The 18439-nt window shown below is 58.9% G+C and carries 18 protein-coding genes; 14 read left to right on the top strand and 4 right to left on the bottom strand.

Going from position 1 to position 18439, the window contains the following annotated elements:
- Positions 1–5: 5 nt before the first annotated feature.
- The 6 genes from B0G52_RS20985 (at position 6) to B0G52_RS20960 (ending at position 4998) form a co-directional block, all read left to right on the top strand.
- Positions 6–944, top strand: a complete 939-nt coding sequence (locus B0G52_RS20985) for an ABC transporter ATP-binding protein (protein WP_094047344.1) — start codon at positions 6–8, stop codon at positions 942–944.
- Positions 925–1473 (top strand): RNA polymerase sigma factor, encoded by a 549-nt coding sequence (locus B0G52_RS20980; RefSeq protein WP_158223806.1) that lies wholly within the window; start codon positions 925–927, stop codon positions 1471–1473. The genes B0G52_RS20985 and B0G52_RS20980 overlap by 20 nt, the downstream gene beginning before the upstream one ends.
- 195 nt (positions 1474–1668) lie before the next feature.
- A complete protein-coding gene (locus B0G52_RS20975) occupies positions 1669–2334 on the top strand; it encodes a pentapeptide repeat-containing protein (protein WP_094047342.1) in 666 nt (221 codons plus the stop codon).
- Between the two features lie 79 nt (positions 2335–2413).
- Positions 2414–3430, top strand: a complete 1017-nt coding sequence (locus tag B0G52_RS20970) for an ABC transporter substrate-binding protein (RefSeq protein ID WP_094047341.1) — start codon at positions 2414–2416, stop codon at positions 3428–3430.
- A 7-nt stretch (positions 3431–3437) separates the two neighbouring features.
- The gene (locus B0G52_RS20965; protein WP_094047340.1) at positions 3438–4217 is read left to right on the top strand and encodes an ABC transporter ATP-binding protein; all 780 of its coding nucleotides are present in this window, start codon (positions 3438–3440) and stop codon (positions 4215–4217) included.
- A complete protein-coding gene (locus B0G52_RS20960; protein ID WP_094047339.1) occupies positions 4198–4998 on the top strand; it encodes an ABC transporter permease in 801 nt (266 codons plus the stop codon). Before B0G52_RS20965 ends, B0G52_RS20960 begins: the two co-directional genes overlap by 20 nt.
- A gap of 28 nt (positions 4999–5026) precedes the next feature.
- On the opposite strand, the gene B0G52_RS20955 is transcribed toward B0G52_RS20960, so the two are convergent.
- Positions 5027–5266 (bottom strand): hypothetical protein, encoded by a 240-nt coding sequence (locus B0G52_RS20955; RefSeq protein ID WP_094047338.1) that lies wholly within the window; start codon positions 5264–5266, stop codon positions 5027–5029.
- A 390-nt stretch (positions 5267–5656) separates the two neighbouring features.
- Between B0G52_RS20955 and B0G52_RS20950 the strand changes: the two genes are divergently transcribed.
- The 7 genes from B0G52_RS20950 (at position 5657) to B0G52_RS20920 (ending at position 14600) form a co-directional block, all read left to right on the top strand.
- Positions 5657–7033 carry an aldehyde dehydrogenase gene (locus B0G52_RS20950; RefSeq protein WP_094047445.1) on the top strand — a complete coding sequence of 459 codons (1377 nt, stop codon included), beginning with the start codon at positions 5657–5659 and terminating at the stop codon, positions 7031–7033.
- A gap of 69 nt (positions 7034–7102) precedes the next feature.
- Positions 7103–8251, top strand: coding sequence for an amino acid deaminase/aldolase (locus B0G52_RS20945; protein ID WP_094047337.1), 1149 nt, complete (start codon positions 7103–7105; stop codon positions 8249–8251).
- Positions 8248–9564: a D-arabinono-1,4-lactone oxidase gene (locus tag B0G52_RS20940; RefSeq protein WP_369827107.1), complete on the top strand. Its 1317-nt coding sequence runs from the start codon at positions 8248–8250 to the stop codon at positions 9562–9564. Before B0G52_RS20945 ends, B0G52_RS20940 begins: the two co-directional genes overlap by 4 nt.
- Positions 9565–9608: 44 nt before the next feature.
- A complete protein-coding gene (locus B0G52_RS20935) occupies positions 9609–10097 on the top strand; it encodes a DUF1904 family protein (RefSeq protein WP_094047336.1) in 489 nt (162 codons plus the stop codon).
- A 22-nt stretch (positions 10098–10119) separates the two neighbouring features.
- The gene (locus B0G52_RS20930) at positions 10120–11061 is read left to right on the top strand and encodes a metallophosphoesterase family protein (RefSeq protein ID WP_094047335.1); all 942 of its coding nucleotides are present in this window, start codon (positions 10120–10122) and stop codon (positions 11059–11061) included.
- 1069 nt (positions 11062–12130) lie between these two features.
- Positions 12131–14221: an Ig-like domain-containing protein gene (locus tag B0G52_RS20925; RefSeq protein WP_094047334.1), complete on the top strand. Its 2091-nt coding sequence runs from the start codon at positions 12131–12133 to the stop codon at positions 14219–14221.
- A 118-nt stretch (positions 14222–14339) separates the two neighbouring features.
- Positions 14340–14600: a DUF1294 domain-containing protein gene (locus B0G52_RS20920; RefSeq protein WP_094047333.1), complete on the top strand. Its 261-nt coding sequence runs from the start codon at positions 14340–14342 to the stop codon at positions 14598–14600.
- Positions 14601–14696: 96 nt separating this feature from the next.
- On the opposite strand, the gene B0G52_RS20915 is transcribed toward B0G52_RS20920, so the two are convergent.
- From B0G52_RS20915 to B0G52_RS20905, 3 genes are all read right to left on the bottom strand, one after another.
- Positions 14697–15557: a hypothetical protein gene (locus tag B0G52_RS20915; protein WP_094047332.1), complete on the bottom strand. Its 861-nt coding sequence runs from the start codon at positions 15555–15557 to the stop codon at positions 14697–14699.
- Between the two features lie 68 nt (positions 15558–15625).
- Positions 15626–16090, bottom strand: a complete 465-nt coding sequence (locus B0G52_RS20910) for a bactofilin family protein (RefSeq protein WP_094047331.1) — start codon at positions 16088–16090, stop codon at positions 15626–15628.
- Positions 16091–16092: 2 nt separating this feature from the next.
- Complete coding sequence (locus B0G52_RS20905) at positions 16093–17097, bottom strand: M23 family metallopeptidase (protein WP_094047330.1); 1005 nt, start codon at positions 17095–17097, stop codon at positions 16093–16095.
- A 198-nt stretch (positions 17098–17295) separates the two neighbouring features.
- Here B0G52_RS20905 and B0G52_RS20900 point away from each other — a divergent pair, with 198 nt between their 5' ends.
- Positions 17296–18390: a ParM/StbA family protein gene (locus B0G52_RS20900; protein WP_094047329.1), complete on the top strand. Its 1095-nt coding sequence runs from the start codon at positions 17296–17298 to the stop codon at positions 18388–18390.
- The last annotated feature ends 49 nt before the right edge of the window (positions 18391–18439 follow it).

The raw sequence follows: 18439 nt of genomic DNA, 5'->3' as shown, positions 1-18439 counted from the left end.
GAGCGATGATCCATTGCGAAGGTTTGGTCAAAATTTATAAAACCGACGACGTCGAAGTCGTCGCGCTTCAAGGCTTGAATCTGACCGTCGAGGACGGCGAGATGATGGCGATCATCGGCAACAGCGGGAGCGGCAAGTCCACCTTGCTGAATATACTGGGGGGCTTGGACCGTCCTTCGGCCGGCCAAGCCATCGTAGGACCGTGGAATCTGCTGAAAATGACGCCGGAGCAGTTGATCGAATACAAGCGCGGGACCGTCGGATTTATTTGGCAAAACAACGGGAGAAACCTGGTTCCCTATCTCTCGGCTTTACGCAACGTCGAGCTGCCGATGCTGATCCGGGGCAAAGCCGATCGCGCCTACGCCAAGCAATTGCTGGCCGCGGTCGGACTCGAGCATCGGATGGGCAGCCGTCTTGCGCAGCTGAGCGGAGGGGAGCAGCAGCGGGTCGCGATCGCGATCGCGTTGGCCAACCGGCCGTCGCTCGTGTTGGCCGACGAGCCGACGGGCTCGGTAGACAGCGCCACCGGCGAAAGGGTGCTCGGGATCTTCCGGAACCTTAACCGGGAATTCGGGGTCACGATCGTCATCGTCACCCACGATCTGTCCGTCGCGGATAAGGTCGACCGCGTCGTGGCCATTCGGGACGGCATGACGAGCACGGAGTGGGTGAAGCGGGAGGGGCAGCAGGCGGAGGGGAGCGAAGAGAACGAAGTCTCGGGAGATCCTCGCGCGTTCGGGGAACGCCACGAGGAATTCGTCGTGGTCGACCGGCTCGGACGGCTGCAAATTCCGAAGAGCTATCTAGACGCAATGGGCGTCGAAGGGAAAGCGGTGCTGGAATTCGACGGAAGGAGGGTGATCCTCGGTCCGCCAGGCTCGTCAGCCGATGTCGACGGGCAGATCGGAGGAGGATGGAAGGATGGAACGGAAACGAGCTGAAGTGGCCGATTTGTATTCGCAGCATGCTCCGTATCTGAATAAATTCATGCTGCGACTGACCCGTAATCGGGAGGAAGCGGCCGATCTGGTGCAGGAGGTATTCGTGAAATTGTGTTTGCAGGAACGGCTGCCCGAACACGCGAAGGAATGGATGGCCTTAACCGGATACCGGCTGTTCGTGGACCAATGGCGACGCCGTAAGCGTACCGTCGGGCTGCGATTCGAGGCAGCGTCGCGCGCGGATTTCATCGCTCCCGAGCAAGCGGCGCTCGACCGGGAGTTCGAGAGCGCCGTGCAGAGGCTGCTCCTGAGGTTCAAGCGCCGGAAACGGACGGCCTTATACATGCGCTTATACGAACACGCGGGCAGCGGAGAAATCTCCAAGCGGCTCGATTATCCGGAAAACACCGTCAAGTCGGATATTCGCCGGGGCAGAAAGCAATTGTCCGAATGGTTGCGCGAGGATACGGATTCATGGCGAACGAATGTTCGAAATAAAACTTCTCAATCGGTCGGATTTCGTCCATAATAGGACGAGAGTGTTCTAGGGCGTGTACGCAAACCCCGCTCAGAGGCATCTATCACCGCCTGCTGCGTCACTTTTGCTTGACGTACCTCCGGTACGCCTTCACAAAAGTTCCTTGCATGGAACGAAAATTCGGCAACATCTGCTATCCTCGGAGGTTGCATACACGCCCTAGTATTCGACCGGAGGAGGGATGAAATGGCAACGAAAAAAGATAAAAATGCGCCGGAGGCGCCGCGGCTGCTCGAGCCGTTCAGGATGATCGACATGACGGTGCGGGATTACGAGATGGAGGACAAAATGCCGTTCGAGACGTGCCGGTTCGTTCCCGGGACGGTCGCGAACCAGTCGGCGGACAAGGTGCTGTTCGACTGCGTCGTCTTCGATCACGTCGTCTTCGACAACGTCGTATTGGAGAGGGCCGAATTCGTCGACGTCGTCTTCGACCATTGCGACTTGTCCAACGTCGTGTTCCGGGACGCCGTGCTGCACCGGGTGGAGTTCAAGCATTGCAAGATGCTCGGTCTGGATCTGAGCACGACGACGATGCGCAATGTGAAGTTCGAGGAATGCAACGGACAATATTCCGTCTATCGATTCGCGGACATGAAGTACGTGTCGTTTCAGGACGGCAACTTCGACAAGGCCGACTTCTACGAAGCGCAGCTGGGCAAGGCGGAATTCGCGCGTTGCGATCTCGATCAGGCGCAGTTCGTCGGCGCCAAGCTGTCCGGCATCGACCTCAGCAGCTGCGAATTCCAGACGATCGGGGCGACGCTGGAGGATTTGCAGGGCTGCGTATTGCGAACCGACCAGCTGTCCGGCGTGGCTCACTTGCTCGGCATCGTGATCAAGAACGATTAACGCGGCGGATGAACGCCTACCCTCGGCTTTGAATAGGATAATACCTATTCAAAGCTTTTTTTTCATGAGGGAGAGAACGATGATGAAGAACAAGGGCAGAATTGCGGCATTGCTGCTGGCCGCGGCGCTGGTCGCGCTGACGGTGTCGGCCTGCGGCAAGGACGGCAAGAAGTCGGAAACGAAGACGGTCAAGTTTTCCGAGGTCATTCGCTCCATTTTCTATGCGCCTCACTATGTAGCCATGTCTCAGGGATTTTTCGAGGACGAGGGGCTTAACGTCGACATGAACACCGCGCAAGGCTCGGATAAGGGAGCGGCCGCGTTGATCGCGGGCACGGCGGACATCTCCCTGGTCGGACCGGAGACGACGATCTACATTTTCAACCAGAAGGGCGACAAGACGCTGAAAGTATTCCACCAGCTGACGGCCAAGGACGGTTCATTCCTGCTGTCGCGGGAAAAGCTGGATGACTTCAAGTGGAGCGACCTGAACGGGAAAACGATTCTCGGCTGGCGGCCGGGCAGCGCCCCGCAGATGGTCATGAACTCCACGCTGATCCAAGAGGGGACCGAGGGCGCCAACGTGATTACGAATATCGCGTCTCCGGCGCTGGCGGGGGCGTTCACGAGCGGCCAGGGGGATTTCATCCAGCTGTTCGAGCCGGTCGCCTCCACGCTCGTTCAGGAAGGGAAGGCGCACTACGTCGCCTCGCTCGGCGAAGCGTTCGGCGATTTCCCGGAGACGTCCTACGTCGCGACCTCGGACTACATCAAGAACAATCCGGACGTGATCCAGAGCTTCGTCAACGCGGTCGCCAAGGGCGCGGAATGGCTGAACACGGCTTCGGACGACGAGATCGCAGAGGCGCTGTCGCCGTTTTTCGAAGGGACGTCCAAGGAGCTGATTTTGCAGTCGGTCAACCGTTATAAGGATCAAGGCACTTGGCCGACCCATCCGGAGCTGACGCAGGAGCAATTCGACACGCTGCAGAACGTGCTGGTGGAGAACGGCGTGCTTAAAGACGCGGAGCGGGTCGCGAACATGAACGATATCGTCGACATGAGCTTCGTGCACAAACTCGGGAAAACGGAATGATGAGGCTATGGCGCACATCGAGCTGAACGACGTCGGACTGAGCTATTTTACTCCGAAGCAGGAGACCGAAGCGCTGCGCGATGTCAACCTGTCGATCGGCCGGGGAGAGTTCATCAGCATCGTCGGGCCGAGCGGCTGCGGCAAGAGCACGCTGCTCTCCCTCGTCTCCGGCATGCTGGCGCCGACGAAGGGGAACGTGCGCATCGACGGGGAGGCGGTGTCCGGCCCTTCGCGCAAAGTCGGATACATGCTGCAGCACGACCACCTGTTCGAATGGCGGAACGTGCTGAACAATTTGCTCGTCGGCGCGGAAATCCGCCGGATGGACCGGGAGCGGGCGAAGCGCAAGGCGCTGGAGCTTCTGGAGCGCTACGGGTTGGGAGGCTTTGCTTCGCATGGGCCGGGCCAGCTCTCCGGGGGAATGCGCCAGCGGGTCGCGCTGATCCGCACGCTCGTGGCGGAGCCGGACATTCTGCTGCTCGACGAGCCGTTCTCCGCGCTCGACTACCAGACACGACTGAAGCTGTCCGACGAGGTGTATCGGATTATCAAGGAGCAGGGGAAGACGGCCGTGCTCGTCACGCACGACCTGTCCGAGGCGATCAGCATGGCCGACCGGGTGATGGTCATGTCGAAGCGGCCGAGCACGATCTCGGCGGTGCACGAGATCCGCTTCGAGGAAGGCGAAGGCTTGTCGCCGTGGCAGAAGAGGCAGGCGAGCGGATACAACGGCATGTTTAACGCGATCTGGAAGGAGCTGGAGGAGCATGTCGTCTCCGCTGTATGAACGCTACCTGCGCCTCCAGAAGCGCCGGCAGCGGCTGGTGTTGTTATCGCGCTTGGCGGTGCTCGTCGCGTTCCTCGGCATATGGGAGTTCGCGGCCCGCTGGGGCTGGATCGATCCGATGCTGACGAGCCGGCCGTCCTTGCTTGCATCTTCTTTTCGCGAGCTGGCATTCGAAGGCAATCTGCTGAGGCACACCTGGATAACCGGCTGGGAGACGCTCGTCGGCATCGTGATCTCGATGGCGCTCGGCACGGGCATCGCCGTCGGATTCTGGTGGTCGACGTTCGCCTCCAAGGTGCTGGAGCCTTACGTCGTCGTGCTGAACGCGCTGCCCAAGGTGGCGCTCGGCCCGATCTTCTACATCTGGCTGGGCGACCGGTATTCGATCTACGGCATGGCGGTGGCGATCTCGATCATCGTGACGATCATTATGGTGGAGAGCGGGTTTAGGGAGATCAGCAAGACGAAGCTGAAGCTGATGGAATCGTTCGGGGCAACGCGCGGGCAGATGCTGCGGATGGTGCTGCTTCCGGCCAGCATTCCGTATTTCATCGCGACGCTGAAGGTCAACGTCGGGCTGACTTTGGTCGGCGTCGTCATGGGCGAGTTTCTGTCTTCGAAGGCGGGGCTCGGCTATCTGATCATCTACGGCGGGCAGGTGTTCCAGATGACGCTCGTCATGGTCAGCATCGCCATGCTGGCGCTGCTCTCCGCGCTTCTGTACGGCGCGGTCAACGTCCTGGAGCTTCTCGCGCGCAGGCGTTATCACCATGAGGGATGAGCGGGGGCGTCGTGGTCTTCCTTCTCGGCTAGGCGATGTTGACAATCCATAGAGCAGTCGACTCCTTCCGGACCGGGAGCGGTCCAAAAAAATCAGCGCCCTCGCGGCTGCCCTTACGGCGGCACTGCGTGCGGCGCTGTTCTGCTTTCTTGTTCATGACGACTTGCGTTTGCGGCTTCCTGTGCCAGCGGATGCGGTTAAGCTCGGGATCGATCCGCCCGGCCTGCTCGGCTTCGCGCTTGCGCTTCTTGATCTGCGACTTGCTCATAGCTTCATTCCTCCTGTTTGTTCATAGTATGATCATAACGGATCGGCAACCTCTACCGCAACTAGTAGTCGGGTTGGAGCAGCCGAATGAGCAGGTGGAGTCGCTGTAACCGTGCTGAGTCGGGTTGGAGCAGCGAATGAGCCAGTAGAGTCGCTGTAACCGCGCAGAGTCGGGTTGGAGCAGCCGAATGAGCAGGTGGAGTCGCTGTAACCGTGCTGAGTCGGGTTGGAGCAGCGACTGCTCTACTAGGCAAGCGCGCCATACACTGCCGAGTTGTCAGAAAACTCTTTACATCAGGGTCTATTTACCTAGATAATCAAATTGAAACCGGAGCGGCCGCGAGCCGACGAAGGAGAGAACGCATTGAATTCTCAAATTTCGAACCCATCGATTGAATCGCATGAAATAGACGCCGTCATCGAGCGGCAGAAGCAATATTTCCGGACAGGGGAGACGAGATCCGTCCCCTTCCGCAGGGAGCAGCTGATCAAGCTGCGGGAAGCGGTGCTGAGATTCGAGCCGCAGCTGCTCGCCGCGCTGAAAGAGGACTTGAACAAGTCCGAGCAGGAAGCGTACACGACCGAGATCGGCATCGTGCTGTCCGAAATCCGCACTGCGCTGCGTTACGTCCGGCGCTGGTCGAAGCCGGAGAGAGCGCGCACTCCAATGACTCATTTCGGGGCGAGCAGCCGAATCGTTCCGGAGCCTTACGGGACAACGCTCATTATAGGTCCTTGGAATTATCCGGTAAACTTGATGCTCGTGCCGGTCGTATCGGCGATCGCCGCCGGCAACACGATCGTCATGAAGCCGTCGGAGATGGCGCCCGCCACCTCCCGCGCGTTGGCGGCGCTCGTGCGCGAGACGTTCCGTCCCGAATACGTCACGCTGATCGAAGGAGAAGCGTCCGTCAGCACGGAGCTGCTGAAGCGCCCGTTCGATCACATTTTTTTCACCGGGAGCCCGCAGGTCGGACGCATCGTCATGGAAGCCGCCGCGAAGCAGCTCATCCCCGTCACACTGGAGCTCGGAGGCAAGAGCCCGTGCATCGTCCACAAGGATGCCCGCCTCTCCCTCGCAGCCAAGCGGGTCGTATACGGCAAGCTGACCAATGCCGGGCAGACTTGCGTCGCGCCGGACTACTTGCTCGTGCACAGAGAGGCGAAGGCGGCGCTGCTTAAGGAGATCGAGAGCGTCGTCGAAACCTTTTACGGCCAAGATCCGATTCGCGATCCGGATTACGGACGAATCGTGAACGAGAGGCATTACCGCAGGCTGCTCGGATACTTGGCCGACGGCCGAATTGCTTACGGAGGCCAGACCGACGACGCAAGCTTGAAAATCGCCCCGACGCTGCTGGAAGACGTATCGCCGAATTCGAAAGTGATGCGCGAGGAGATCTTCGGTCCCATTCTTCCGATACTCGAATACGAGTCTACCGAGGAACTGCTTTCGATCGTGCGGCAAAATCCGAAGCCCCTGGCCCTGTACGTATTTTCGGAAAATAAGCAGTTCCAGCAGGACATCATCCGCGAGGTGCCGTTCGGCGGAGGATGCGTCAACGATACGCTCATGCATCTGGGCACGCCGTATTTGCCTTTCGGGGGCGTAGGCACGAGCGGCATCGGCAGCTATCACGGCGAACACGGCTTCAGGACTTTCTCCCACTACAAGAGCGTGCTGAAGCAGACAAGCCGCTTCGACTTCCCATTCCGTTATCCGAAAGCCAAAAACGGATTAAACATCATACGCAAGCTGCTTCGATAATACGACGAGAGGAAGATCCTTCTGACGCCCGATTATGCGACGTATAAGCAAGCGTTCGCGAATGTCCCGATGCCGTTCGCTTATTTGGACCGGGATTTGCTGGATCTCAACATTCGCCATATCGCCGCCGCGGCCGGGAGCAAGAAGATCCGGATCGCCAGCAAGTCGATTCGTTCCGTGGAGGCGCTTCGCTACATTTTAGGATCGGACGACCGGTTCCAAGGCTTGATGTGTTACTCGGCGGCGGAAGCTTATTTTCTGGCGGGAAAAGGGTTCGACGATCTGCTGCTCGGTTATCCGACGTGGGAGGCATCGGGTATCGGACGCTTGGTTGATCTGATCGGCGAAGGGCGCCGAATCGTCTTTATGACGGATTGTCTCGAACATGTCGAGCGAATCGAACAGATTGCCCGGGCGCGCGGAGTGCGCGTGCCGCTGTGCCTCGATATCGACATGTCGTCCGATTATCCGGGACTGCGCTTCGGCGTATGGCGCTCCCCTCTGAGCGGATGGGATAACGTGCGCCCGGTCGCGGAGCGGATCGTCCGGTCCGAATGGGTGCGGCTCGAAGGCATTATGGGTTACGAGGCCCAGATCGCTGGAGTCGGGGACAGCGCTCCCGGCGCCGCGCTTAAGAACGGCCTGATACGCTTGATGAAAAAACGCTCGATCCGCGAGGTGGCGGAACGCAGAAGGGAAATCGTGGAGAAGCTTCGCGCGATGAACGCGGCCCCCGCGCTCGTGAACGCGGGAGGCACCGGGAGCTTGGCCAGCTCCCGCGAGGAAGAGGTCGTGACGGAGCTGACGGCGGGCTCGGGATTTTATTCGCCGGGGCTGTTCGATTATTACCGCGATTTCCGCTATGCTCCGGCCGCCGGATTCGCCGTCGAGGTCGTCCGGAAGCCGCGCGCGGACATCGTCACCTGCATGGGGGGAGGATACGTCGCTTCCGGGGCGGCGGAGAGGACGAAGCTCCCGAGACCTTTTTTGCCGGAAGGACTGGAATTGCTGCCGCTGGAAGGAGCGGGGGAAGTGCAGACGCCGCTTCTTCGCAAGGGGAACCCGGAGACGGAGCTCGCGCTCGGCGATCCCGTGTTTTTCCGTCATGCGAAGGCGGGGGAGCTGTGCGAAAGATTCGATTCCTTGTACGTCGTCTCCGATGGAGCCGTCGTCGACCGGTTTGCGACCTACAGGGGCATGGGGGAAAACTTCTTATGATGAAGAGCGGACGCAAGTGGAGGAATTGGTCAGGAATCGTAAGCGCGACGCCGCGGACGGTTCTGTATCCTCTGCATATCGAGGAAGTCGTGGACGCCGTCAAGCTGTGCCGCGACGAAGGGAGAACGCTGCGCGTGCTCGGCTCGGGACACTCGTTCACGGCGGTCGCCGCGTCGGACGACGTCTTCGTCTCGCTGGACCGGATGCAGGGCATACTGCATGTGGACAGGGAAGCCTGCACGGCAACGGTATGGGCCGGCACGAAGCTGCGCATGCTCGGAGAGCTGCTGCATTCGGAAGGACTGGCGCAGGAGAACCTCGGGGATATCGACGTCCAGTCGATCGCGGGCGCGATCAGCACCGGCACGCACGGAACCGGGCTGGCGTTCGGGAACATTTCTACGCAGGTGGTCGGCCTGACGGTCGTGACAGGTACCGGCGAAGTGCTGGACGTGACGGAGAAGTCGCATCCCGAGCTGTTCAAGGCTTTGCAGATTTCTCTCGGCGCTCTCGGCGTGATCGTCCAGGTGACGCTGCGGCTGCGGCCCTCGTACAGGTTGAAATACGAGAGCGCCCGCGTGCCGCTGTCCGACTGCCTGGGGCGATTGGACGAGTTGGCCCGCGAGCACCGGAACTTCGAATTTTACTGGTTTCCGTACGCGGAGCCGTGCCAGCTTAAAATGATGAACGAGACGGAGGAGCCGGCCACTCCGGACAAAATATCCGGATACCTGAGCGATGTCGTGCTGGAAAACGTCGTGTTCGGCGCTCTGTCGGGACTGTGCCGCTGGGTGCCGCGCATGAGCGCGCCGGTAAGCCGGGTGTGCGCCGCCGCCGTGCCTACCGGAAGCAAAGTCGAGCACAGCCATCGCGTTTATGCGACGAAGCGGCTTGTCCGTTTTAACGAAATGGAGTACAATCTACCGATCGAGGCGATGGAGTCCGTCATCCGGGAGATGAGGGAACAGATGGAACGCGCGAACTATCGCGTCCACTTTCCGATCGAATGCCGCTTCGCCAAGGGAGATCAGATCTGGCTGAGTCCTGCCTACGCGAGGGATTCCGCCTATATCGCCGTACATATGTATCGGGGGATGCCTCACGAGCGTTATTTTGCGGATATGGAGCGGATTTTCCTGAAGTATGGCGGACGACCCCACTGGGGCAAGCTGCATTCCTTGAAGGCCGCGGAGCTGCGGAACGCCTATCCGATGTGGGATAAGTTTCTGAAGCAGCGAAGCGAGCGCGATCCGGAGGGCATCTTTTTGACCCCTTATCTGCGGAACTTGTTCGGAATCGAAGTCGAGAAATAGTTGAAATGCGTGTTCAAAAAGTTCCAAGAAGGAGTGTCCGGATCATGCCTCATCTGCTGTTCCGGGGCGTAACGCCGGAGCAAGTCCGCGCGATCAGCGCGCCGCTTGTCGCGGAGCTGGCTTCCGTGTGCCGGTGCCCCGAAGATTATATTATGTTGGAGTGTTTGCATACGACGGCTTTGTTCGGAGGGGAGATCGTTCCTTCCTATCCGTTCGTCGAGGTCGCCTGGTTCGACCGGGGAGCCGAAGTGCGGGACCTTGCCGCGGCTTGCATCGACCGTCACGTTCGTTCGCAGGGGGTGCCCGAGCTGGAGATCGCCTTCCGCAATTACGAACGGGAGAGCTACTACGCTAATGGGGAAAGGCTTGGCGAACCGGCGGAGGAACCGGCCAAGCGGGACGCGGAAGCGCTGCTGGAGGAGAACAAACGGCTTAAGGACGAACTGCACAAAGCGAGAAAAGCGATTCAGTCGAAGTCTGGCGTCTCGGGCTCGAGCATGTCAAGCAAGCTCTATGATGCGTTAAGAGAGTAGACCGCGATAGTGAGGTTGGAAGATGGCTGCCAATCTGAAATTTCGCTCCGACGGGACGTTCACGATCGTGCAGTTCACCGATCTGCACTGGACGGACGGGGGCAAGAAGGATTCGCTTACCCGTTCCTTGATGGAGAGGGTGCTGGAGGAAGAGCGTCCGGATCTGGTCGTGCTGACCGGGGACGTGATCGACAGCCTGCGCTGCACCGATCCGGTTCGATCGTATCGCGACGCGCTGTCCGTCGTCGAACGAAGCGGAATTCCGTGGGCAGCGATCTTCGGCAACCATGACTGCGAAGGGAACGTGTCTCGGAAAACGCTGATGCGCGTGCAATTGGAATTGGACGGCACGATTGCGGAACCGGGGCCGGACGACGTTACCGGAGTCGGCAATTTTGCCGCGACGATAGAGGATGCGGAGGGGCGCGCGGGAGCGGCGCTCTATTTTGTCGATAGCGGAGCCTACTCCGAGCTTCCGGGCGTGGCCGGGTACGACTGGATTCGTGCGGATCAGATCGCTTGGTACCGGGAGCGGTCGGAAGCGCTGCGGAAGGGGAACGGGGGCGAGCCGGTCCCGTCGTTGTTGTTCCAGCATATTCCGCTTCCGGAATATCGCGACGTATGGAACTCGCGCATCTGCTTCGGCCATCGCTATGAAAAGGTACACGCTCCGCGGATCAACTCGGGGCTATTCGCCGCGCTGGTCGAGACGGGAGGGGTGACGGGCGTATTTTGCGGACACGACCATATCAACGACTACCTCGGCGAACTGCACGGCATCAAGCTGGTTTACGGCAGAGCGACAGGCTACAACACCTACGGCAGGTGGTTTTACCGTCGCGGCGCGCGAATCATCCGCCTTCGCAGCGGAGATCCGGGCTTCGAGACATGGCTGCGGCTGGCGAACGGCAGGAAAGTCGTTTCTCCTCGCCGCCATTGGCCGAATTGGTTTTCACGCGCGTAAGTCCGCTAGCCCCCGAATTCTCGCCGATACTCGAAAGAATCGATTAACGCGCCTCGCTAGCCCTCGAATCGCCACCCGATACTCGAAAGAATCGATTAACGCGCCTCGCTAGCCCTCGAATCGCCACCCGATACTCGAAAGAATCGATTAACTCGCCTCGCTAGCCCCCGAATTCTCACCCGATGCTCGAAAGAATCGATTAACGCGCCCCGCCAACCGCCGATTCCTCGCCCGATGATCGACAGAATCGATTAACGCGCCCGGCTAACCCCCGAATTCTCGCCCGATGCTCGAAAGAATCGATTAACGCGCCCCGCTAGCCCCCGAATTCTCGCCGATACTCGAAAGAATCGATTAACGTGCCCGGCTAACCCCCGATTTCCCGCCCGATGATCGACAGAATCGATTAACGCGCCCCGCCAACCGCCGATTCCTGACCCGATACTCGAAAGAATCGATTAACGCGCCCCGCCAACCGCCGATTTCTCGCCCGATACTCGACAGAATCGATTAACTCGCCTCGCTAGCCCCCGAATTCTCGCCCGATGCTCGACAGAATCGATTAACGCGCCCCGCTAGCCCCCGAATTCTCACCCGATACTCGAAAGAATCGATTAACGCGCCCCGCTAGCCCCCGAATTCTCGCCCGATACTCGAAAGAATCGATTAACGCGCCCCGCTAGCCCTCGAATCGCCACCCGATACTCGAAAGAATCGATTAACGCGCCTCGCTAGGCCCCGATTTCCCGCCCGATACTCGAAAGAATCGATTAACGCGCCCCGCCAACCGCCGATTCCTCGCCCGATGATCGACAGAATCGATTAACGCGCCCCGCTAGCCCCCGAATTCTCGCCGGATGCTCGACAGAATCGATTAACGACGTTTAGCCAGGCTGCTGGAGGGGAGATGGGAGCGCCAACCGACGGACAAGTTGTTACCTTCCGTATCTAAAATCCTAAATTTTTTCTCATAAAAGAAACAAAATGTATCTCATCTGCGTTATATCCTATACCGCCGCAACCTGATCGTCCTTAGCTAAGCGGGCGGTGGATAAGAGGAGGTAGCGGGATGAGAAAAATCGTAGCGGGATTGATCGCGCTGCTGATGGCGTTCGGCGTTCCATTGGCCGCTTGGGGAGCCCCGAACCTGTCGACGGAGCAGAAGTTCGATGAGCTTAGGCAGAAGAACATCTTTACCGGTTTTGCCGACGGAAGCTCGCGGCTGTACGATCCGATGTCGCGGGAGCAGCTGGCCGCGGTGCTGTACCGCCTGCTGGAGCTGCCGGCCGGGCGCTCGACGCCGAGCTACAACGACGTCTGGAAGACGCGCTGGTCGTTCCAGGAGATCGAGGCGGTCACGCGGGCGGGTCTGATGAACGGAACGAAGGCCAGAACGTTCTCGCCGACCAGCAACGTGACGGTCGAGCAGTTGGCCGCCATTCTGGTCAGGAGCTACGGCTTGAGCGGATCGGGATCGACTCCGATTGCCGGACGCGTCTCCGCTTGGGCGAGAGGAGCGGTCAGCCTGGCGCTGGACCGCAAGCTGATTCCGCAGCTCAGCGACTACACGGTGGACGCGACGCGGGGGTTGCTCGTGGAAGCGGCCTACGAGATCTACGAGGAGATGCACGTCAAACCGCTGTACGTGCGCTCCGTCGAGCAATTGACGAATCAATCGATCAAAATCCAGCTGTTCCAATGGGCGGACCCGAACGACCAATCGATCGACCGCGGCAGATTCGTCGTCAAGGACGTATACGGCAATACGCGCAACGTGCTGCAGACGTCGGTCGCTCAGGATGGGATGTCCATCGTGCTGTGGACGGACCGGCAGCTCGGAGGCGTGCTGCATACGGTCACGATCGACGGCGCGACATGGAGCTATATGTCCGCGCAGGAGGACACAACGAAGCCGCAGCTTGTGACGCAGCCGGTCAAAACGGCTCACAGGACGTATGAGCTGACATTCTCCGAACCGGTGGAGCAAAACTCGGCGACGAATGCGGCCAACTATCGGCTGAACGGAGGACTTCGCATCACGGGCGTCAAGCTGTCCGACGACAAGCGCAAAGTCACGTTCACGACTTCGGAGCAGACGGACGGACGCAACTATCAGTTGACGGTAAGCAACGTTAGAGACCTTGCGGGCAACGTGATGGATACACGCAGCGATCTGTACCTGACAGGAAGCAACGACAGCACAAAGCCGAAAGTGGCGGAAGTGAAAATCGACGTTACGACGGCGCTCATCTTAGTGAAATTCAGCGAGAAAATCGATCCGCGGCACGCGGCGCTGACGCAGCACTATTCGATAGACAAAGGGCTGAACGTCATTCAGGCGACGCTGGACGGAGACGGAAGGACCGTTATCCTGAAGACGACGCCGCAGCGGGACGCCACGTACTATACGCTGACGGTGAGCGGCATTCCCGATCTGGCGGGCAACGTGATGGATACGTCGACGAACTGGAGGTTCGGCGGCGTGGCCAATCCGGTCGAGCAAGCGAGCCTGCAAAGCGCGGTCGCGATCAACAAAAATACGGTGGAGCTGACGTTCAACCGCCCGCTGTCCGACGCGGACGCCGGCGGCGTCAAGCTCGGAAGCATGACGGACAACGGGGCGGCGATGTCCATGACCGACTGGAGCGCGTTCGTGCAGCGGAAGCCGGGCAGCGACAGGGCGGTTACGATCCAGTACCGGACGAAGTCCTCCGGCAATCCCGACCTGTTCCGCTCCGGGCACGTCTACACCGCCCGCGTGTCGGGCATAGCCGGGCTGAATGCGGCAGGCGGAGCGGACACGGCCGTATTCGCCGGCACGGTCGTCGACAACGCGATTCCGTTCGTCGCGCAGGCGACCGCACTGGACCGCAACACGGTTAAAGTGGTGTTCAGCGAGCCGGTCAAAAACGTGAAAGCCTCCGCATTCCACATTCGCGAGATAGACGGGCGGGGGAGAGACATCGATATCGATTACGTCGATCAGGGAGATCCGGGCAAGATCGTGACGGAAGCGGTGCTGAAGCTGGATGACGAGCTGCGGGCCAACCGTCGATACGAGCTGATTTTCCGGGCGAATTCGGTTACGGACGCGGCCGGCTGGAACGGGTGGAAGACGAAGGAAGGCGACAAGGAATTCGCGGTGCGGTTCAATACTTGACGAGGTTGCGTATACCCAAACCCGGCCGGCGGAGTTACAATGGTCAAGTAGTCGAGCGAGCAGCCTGGAGCCGCGATCATAGGCTCCGAGGGGCAACAATGGCACGGAGGGACAGGGAATGTACGCAGCAATCGGATACTTGATCGTCGTTAATCTGATCGCATTCGGTTTAATGGGGCACGACAAAGGCCGCGCCAAGAAGGGCGGGCGGAGAGTACCGGAGCAAACGCTGTTTCTGTGGGCCGCCATCGGCGGTTCCATAGGCGCGATTGCGGGGATGAGGACGTGGCGGCATAAGACGAAGCACGCTTCGTTCACGATCGGCATGCCGGTCATTTTGATCGTGCAGCTCGTTCTCGCTTATTGGTATTTGAACTGACGATTCCATCCGCAACGAAACGAAGGGCTGATCTCCGATCGTCGTCTGATGACGATCTGGAGACCAGCCCTTTATTCACGAGAACGCCGAAGGCGCTTAACGCATCGTCTGGAGAAGTTTCCCGAGCAGCGTGGCGACGTCGTCCCATCTTTCTTCCGGAGCCCGTATGCCGATAATTTGACGTTCCTGGGTCATCTCAATGCCGTCGAACACGCGATGCCCGGTAAGATCGATGCCATAGGCGTAGTCGGACGTATCGTCTTCGGTTCGGGATTGGCGAATAAGATTATCCGGAATCTTCAGGCCGGTCTTGGCGGCGAACTCGTCGAGCTTGACGAATAAGCCCTGCATGGCCAGACTTTCGAAGTTTTTCTCGTCGGTCACGTACACTTCGTCTTTCTCGGTAATGAGCATGAGCACGCTTTTCTGCTGCAGCGCCATGTCCTGCTGGCTCTGGATTTCCGGAGGATTGTACACGAGAGAAGTCTTGATCCGCTGCCACTCGGGAACAAGCTTCAGCAAGTTCTGCTCCAGCAGCTCGGCGTCCGCAAAATAGAAATTGCCGAATACGCTTACCGACAGATTGGCGGGAGGCGTGTTGGCGGCTTCCCTTCTCTTGTCGATGCCTTCCTTGATCATATAACCCCCGACCAGCACGATAAGAAGGCCGATGATGACATGAACTTTGTAATAGTAGAAAAAATGGCCGACTTTGGTTTGTTTCTCTACAGTGACGGATTTCTCGGACTCGATGCCGATGATGAGATTGTACGCTTGGTTGATCTCGGCCAACTTCAACGTCTCTCCGTCGTCTTCTCCGGCTTCCGAACGGGTTTTCTCGGCCCGCGCGCGTTTCAATAAAATAAAATAACGATTTTCCACCTGCTCGCGCGTTGCGTCTTCCGGAAGCCCGAGCAATTCGTAAGCCTTCTTCATTTGTTCGTCCAATTCGGTCACTCCAGTCCGCCTTGCGTTCTGCCTGCCTACTTAAGAATGATACACGAAGAGCGGAAGCTCGCGCAAACTTACCACGTTTTCAAGACGGCCACCGCTTCGCCTTCTGAGGCGGAAGCGGGTTTGACTTCCTGCTCCTTGGCGGGAGCTTTGTCTTCGGCGGGAGCGGCGACGTCCGCTCCGACGCTGGCGTCCATCTTGCTCGTACCGTGGAAAATGCCGCCGGACTCGATGGAGAGCTCCAAAGCCGACAGATTCCCGTGGAGCTTCCCGGTAGATTTGATCGTCAACTTGGCGCCGGCGGATACGTTGCCGATCACTTGGCCGGCGATGACGACGTTGCGCGCCTTGATATTGGACTGGGAGACGCCGTTCTCGCCGATCGTGACGTCTCCGGCGCATTCGATGTCCCCCTCCATCCGTCCTTCGACGCGCAGGCCGGCTTCCGACTTGATCTTGCCTTCGAAGGATGTGCCTTCTCCGATCAGCGTGTCGGTCATATTTGGATCGATCTTCGATTTTTTGCTTTTAAACATGGTCATTGGCTCCTTCTCGTTGCTTTAAGATAAGGCTCGGGATCGACGTGCTCGCCTTTTACGATTACCTCGTAATGAAGATGCGGACCGGTGCTTCGTCCCGTGGAGCCGAGCTCCCCAATAATATCGCCTTTGCGGACTTTGGAACCGACGCTTGCGATAATTTTGCTCATATGGGAATAGTGCGTCTGAACGCCGTTGGAATGGTTGATCAGCACGTTGAGGCCGTGCGAGCTGCTCCGTCCGGCTTCGACTACGGTACCGTCCGCGGCCGAGTAGATCGGGTCTCCGGTGGTGCCCCCGATGTCGATGCCTGCATGGTAGGTCGCCCTGCGCGTGAACGGATCTTTGCGGATGCCGAACGTCGACGTGACCCGCCTCGAATCGGTCGGCCAAATCGTAGGCGTGACGGCCAACAGCTGCAGCTGCTTGACTACCGCCTCCTTCGTCAGTTCGAGCTGAGGCACCATCGTCTCGATCTGCTCGTCGAGAGATTCGAAGTTCTCGCGGGTCTGGTCGACGAGACGCGCCATCTCGGACTCGCTGACCGGCAGCTCTTCGCCGCCCGTTCCCCCGTCCATGGCGAACTGTTCGGCGTCGTCCTCGGCGCCGGACGCCTTGCGGGATTGGGAGGAGGGGCCTGCGTCGATGCCCACCATTTCTTTTAATTGGGACTCCAGATCGTCGATGTCCTTCATCCGCGTGACCATCGACTTCGCTTGCTCGGACAGATCGGCCAGATCGGTCTGGAGCTCGCTGATATGTACGTTCTTGTTTTCCAGCGTCTTCTCGTAATCTTCCGTCGCCACGGCCAATTCCTGCTTAAGCTGCCCGATCTGGTCGACATTGTTCCGATAAAGCAAAAACGCGGTAACGCAGAAGACGATAAGGGCCAAGACGAACCCCGTCGCCGCCGCGAGCGCCGCCGCAGAGAGATGGAACCGTTTCACCGTGCTGTTCGCATCCGGAATCACCATGAAGGTGAATTTCCTATTCCTCCATTTCATGACTTTCCTCCTGCTTTTTTAAACGTCAGCTTTTCCACCATTGTCTGAAGGTAATTCGACCCATTTGTCGTATAATCCTTTTTTACTTAAAAAAATGATCGGAATCAATAGTGGAAAAGGAGGAATTTGTCGCAACAAGGCGAATCTTATACTTTAAAAAAGTTCGTATCGACGAGTTTCAGGACTGGGAGGACTATAATGATTAAGCTAGCAGGAATAGATATTGGCAATGACAGCGTCAAGCTTGTTGTGAGCGATTCTAACGATCCTGTCGTCATACCGAATATCGTATCGCCCGGTTATGAGAGACATATTCTTCAGGAAGAGGATTCTCCGCTCAAGGCGCTTGACGTCATGGTCTACAGTCCCAAGCTGAAAAAGAAGGGGCAGCGCTACTTCGTCGGCTTGCTCGCTTCCGAAGACCAGGACAACGCCGAACTGGAGGAGACTGACAATAAGGCGACGAGCGATCAGTCGCTGATCGTCGCTCTGACCGCGCTTGCCTACGCCAGCGTAACGAACGTGGCGCATTCGCTTATCCCCGGCCAGACGATCGACCAGGTCGAATACGTCATCGGAACGGGATTGCCTGTACGTACATACGCGCGCTTCCACCAGACTTTCGAAGAGCGGCTGGTAGGGGAGCACGAAGTGACGTTCCTGTCCACGCCGAAGCTGAGAGGCCGCACGGTGAGGGTCAACATCCGCAGAGCCATCGTGTCGATCGAGGGAGCGGCGGCCCTGTTCCATATGGCGACGCACGAGAACCTGCAGGTCAGAGACGAAGAGCTGTACTACGGCTGCATCGGCATATGCGAGATGGGCGCGCTGACGACGGATTTCCCGGTCGTCAAGCGGATGAGCATCGACAACCAGTTCAGCACCGGCGAGCAGCTAGGGCTTGCTTCCTATTTGGATTCGATCATTCGCGACGTGGAAGACCAGTACGGCTACCGGTTCCCGAGCCGCACGAAGCTGATCCAGCGCATTCGCAAGCATGAATTCCTGATTCAACGGGTAGGCGAAGGGCAGGCGGACATCCGCCCGATCGTCGACAACTATTTCAGCCGCGCCGCCCAGAAGATCGTCGATCTGATCCGCAAGCGGTGGAAGAAGTATCCGGACATTCAATGCTTCTACGTGCTCGGCGGCGGCGCCGCCGCGCTGCGTCCGTACATTCTGGACGCGGCCGAGAACATGCGCCTGCGCTTCGTGGACAACAGCGAGCTGCAGAACGTATACGGCTACCTGAAGCTGGCGAAGAACAAGACGTCGCAGCAGGAAGCCATCTAACGCAACGACGGAACGCAAAGGGGCAGTCGCGGGTAGGCGAATCTACCGC

The organism is Cohnella sp. SGD-V74, assembly GCF_003001675.1.
Classification (GTDB): domain Bacteria; phylum Bacillota; class Bacilli; order Paenibacillales; family Paenibacillaceae; genus Cohnella.
Note: the sequence above shows the minus strand (reverse complement) of the source record. Positions and strands in the feature narration are given on the sequence as shown.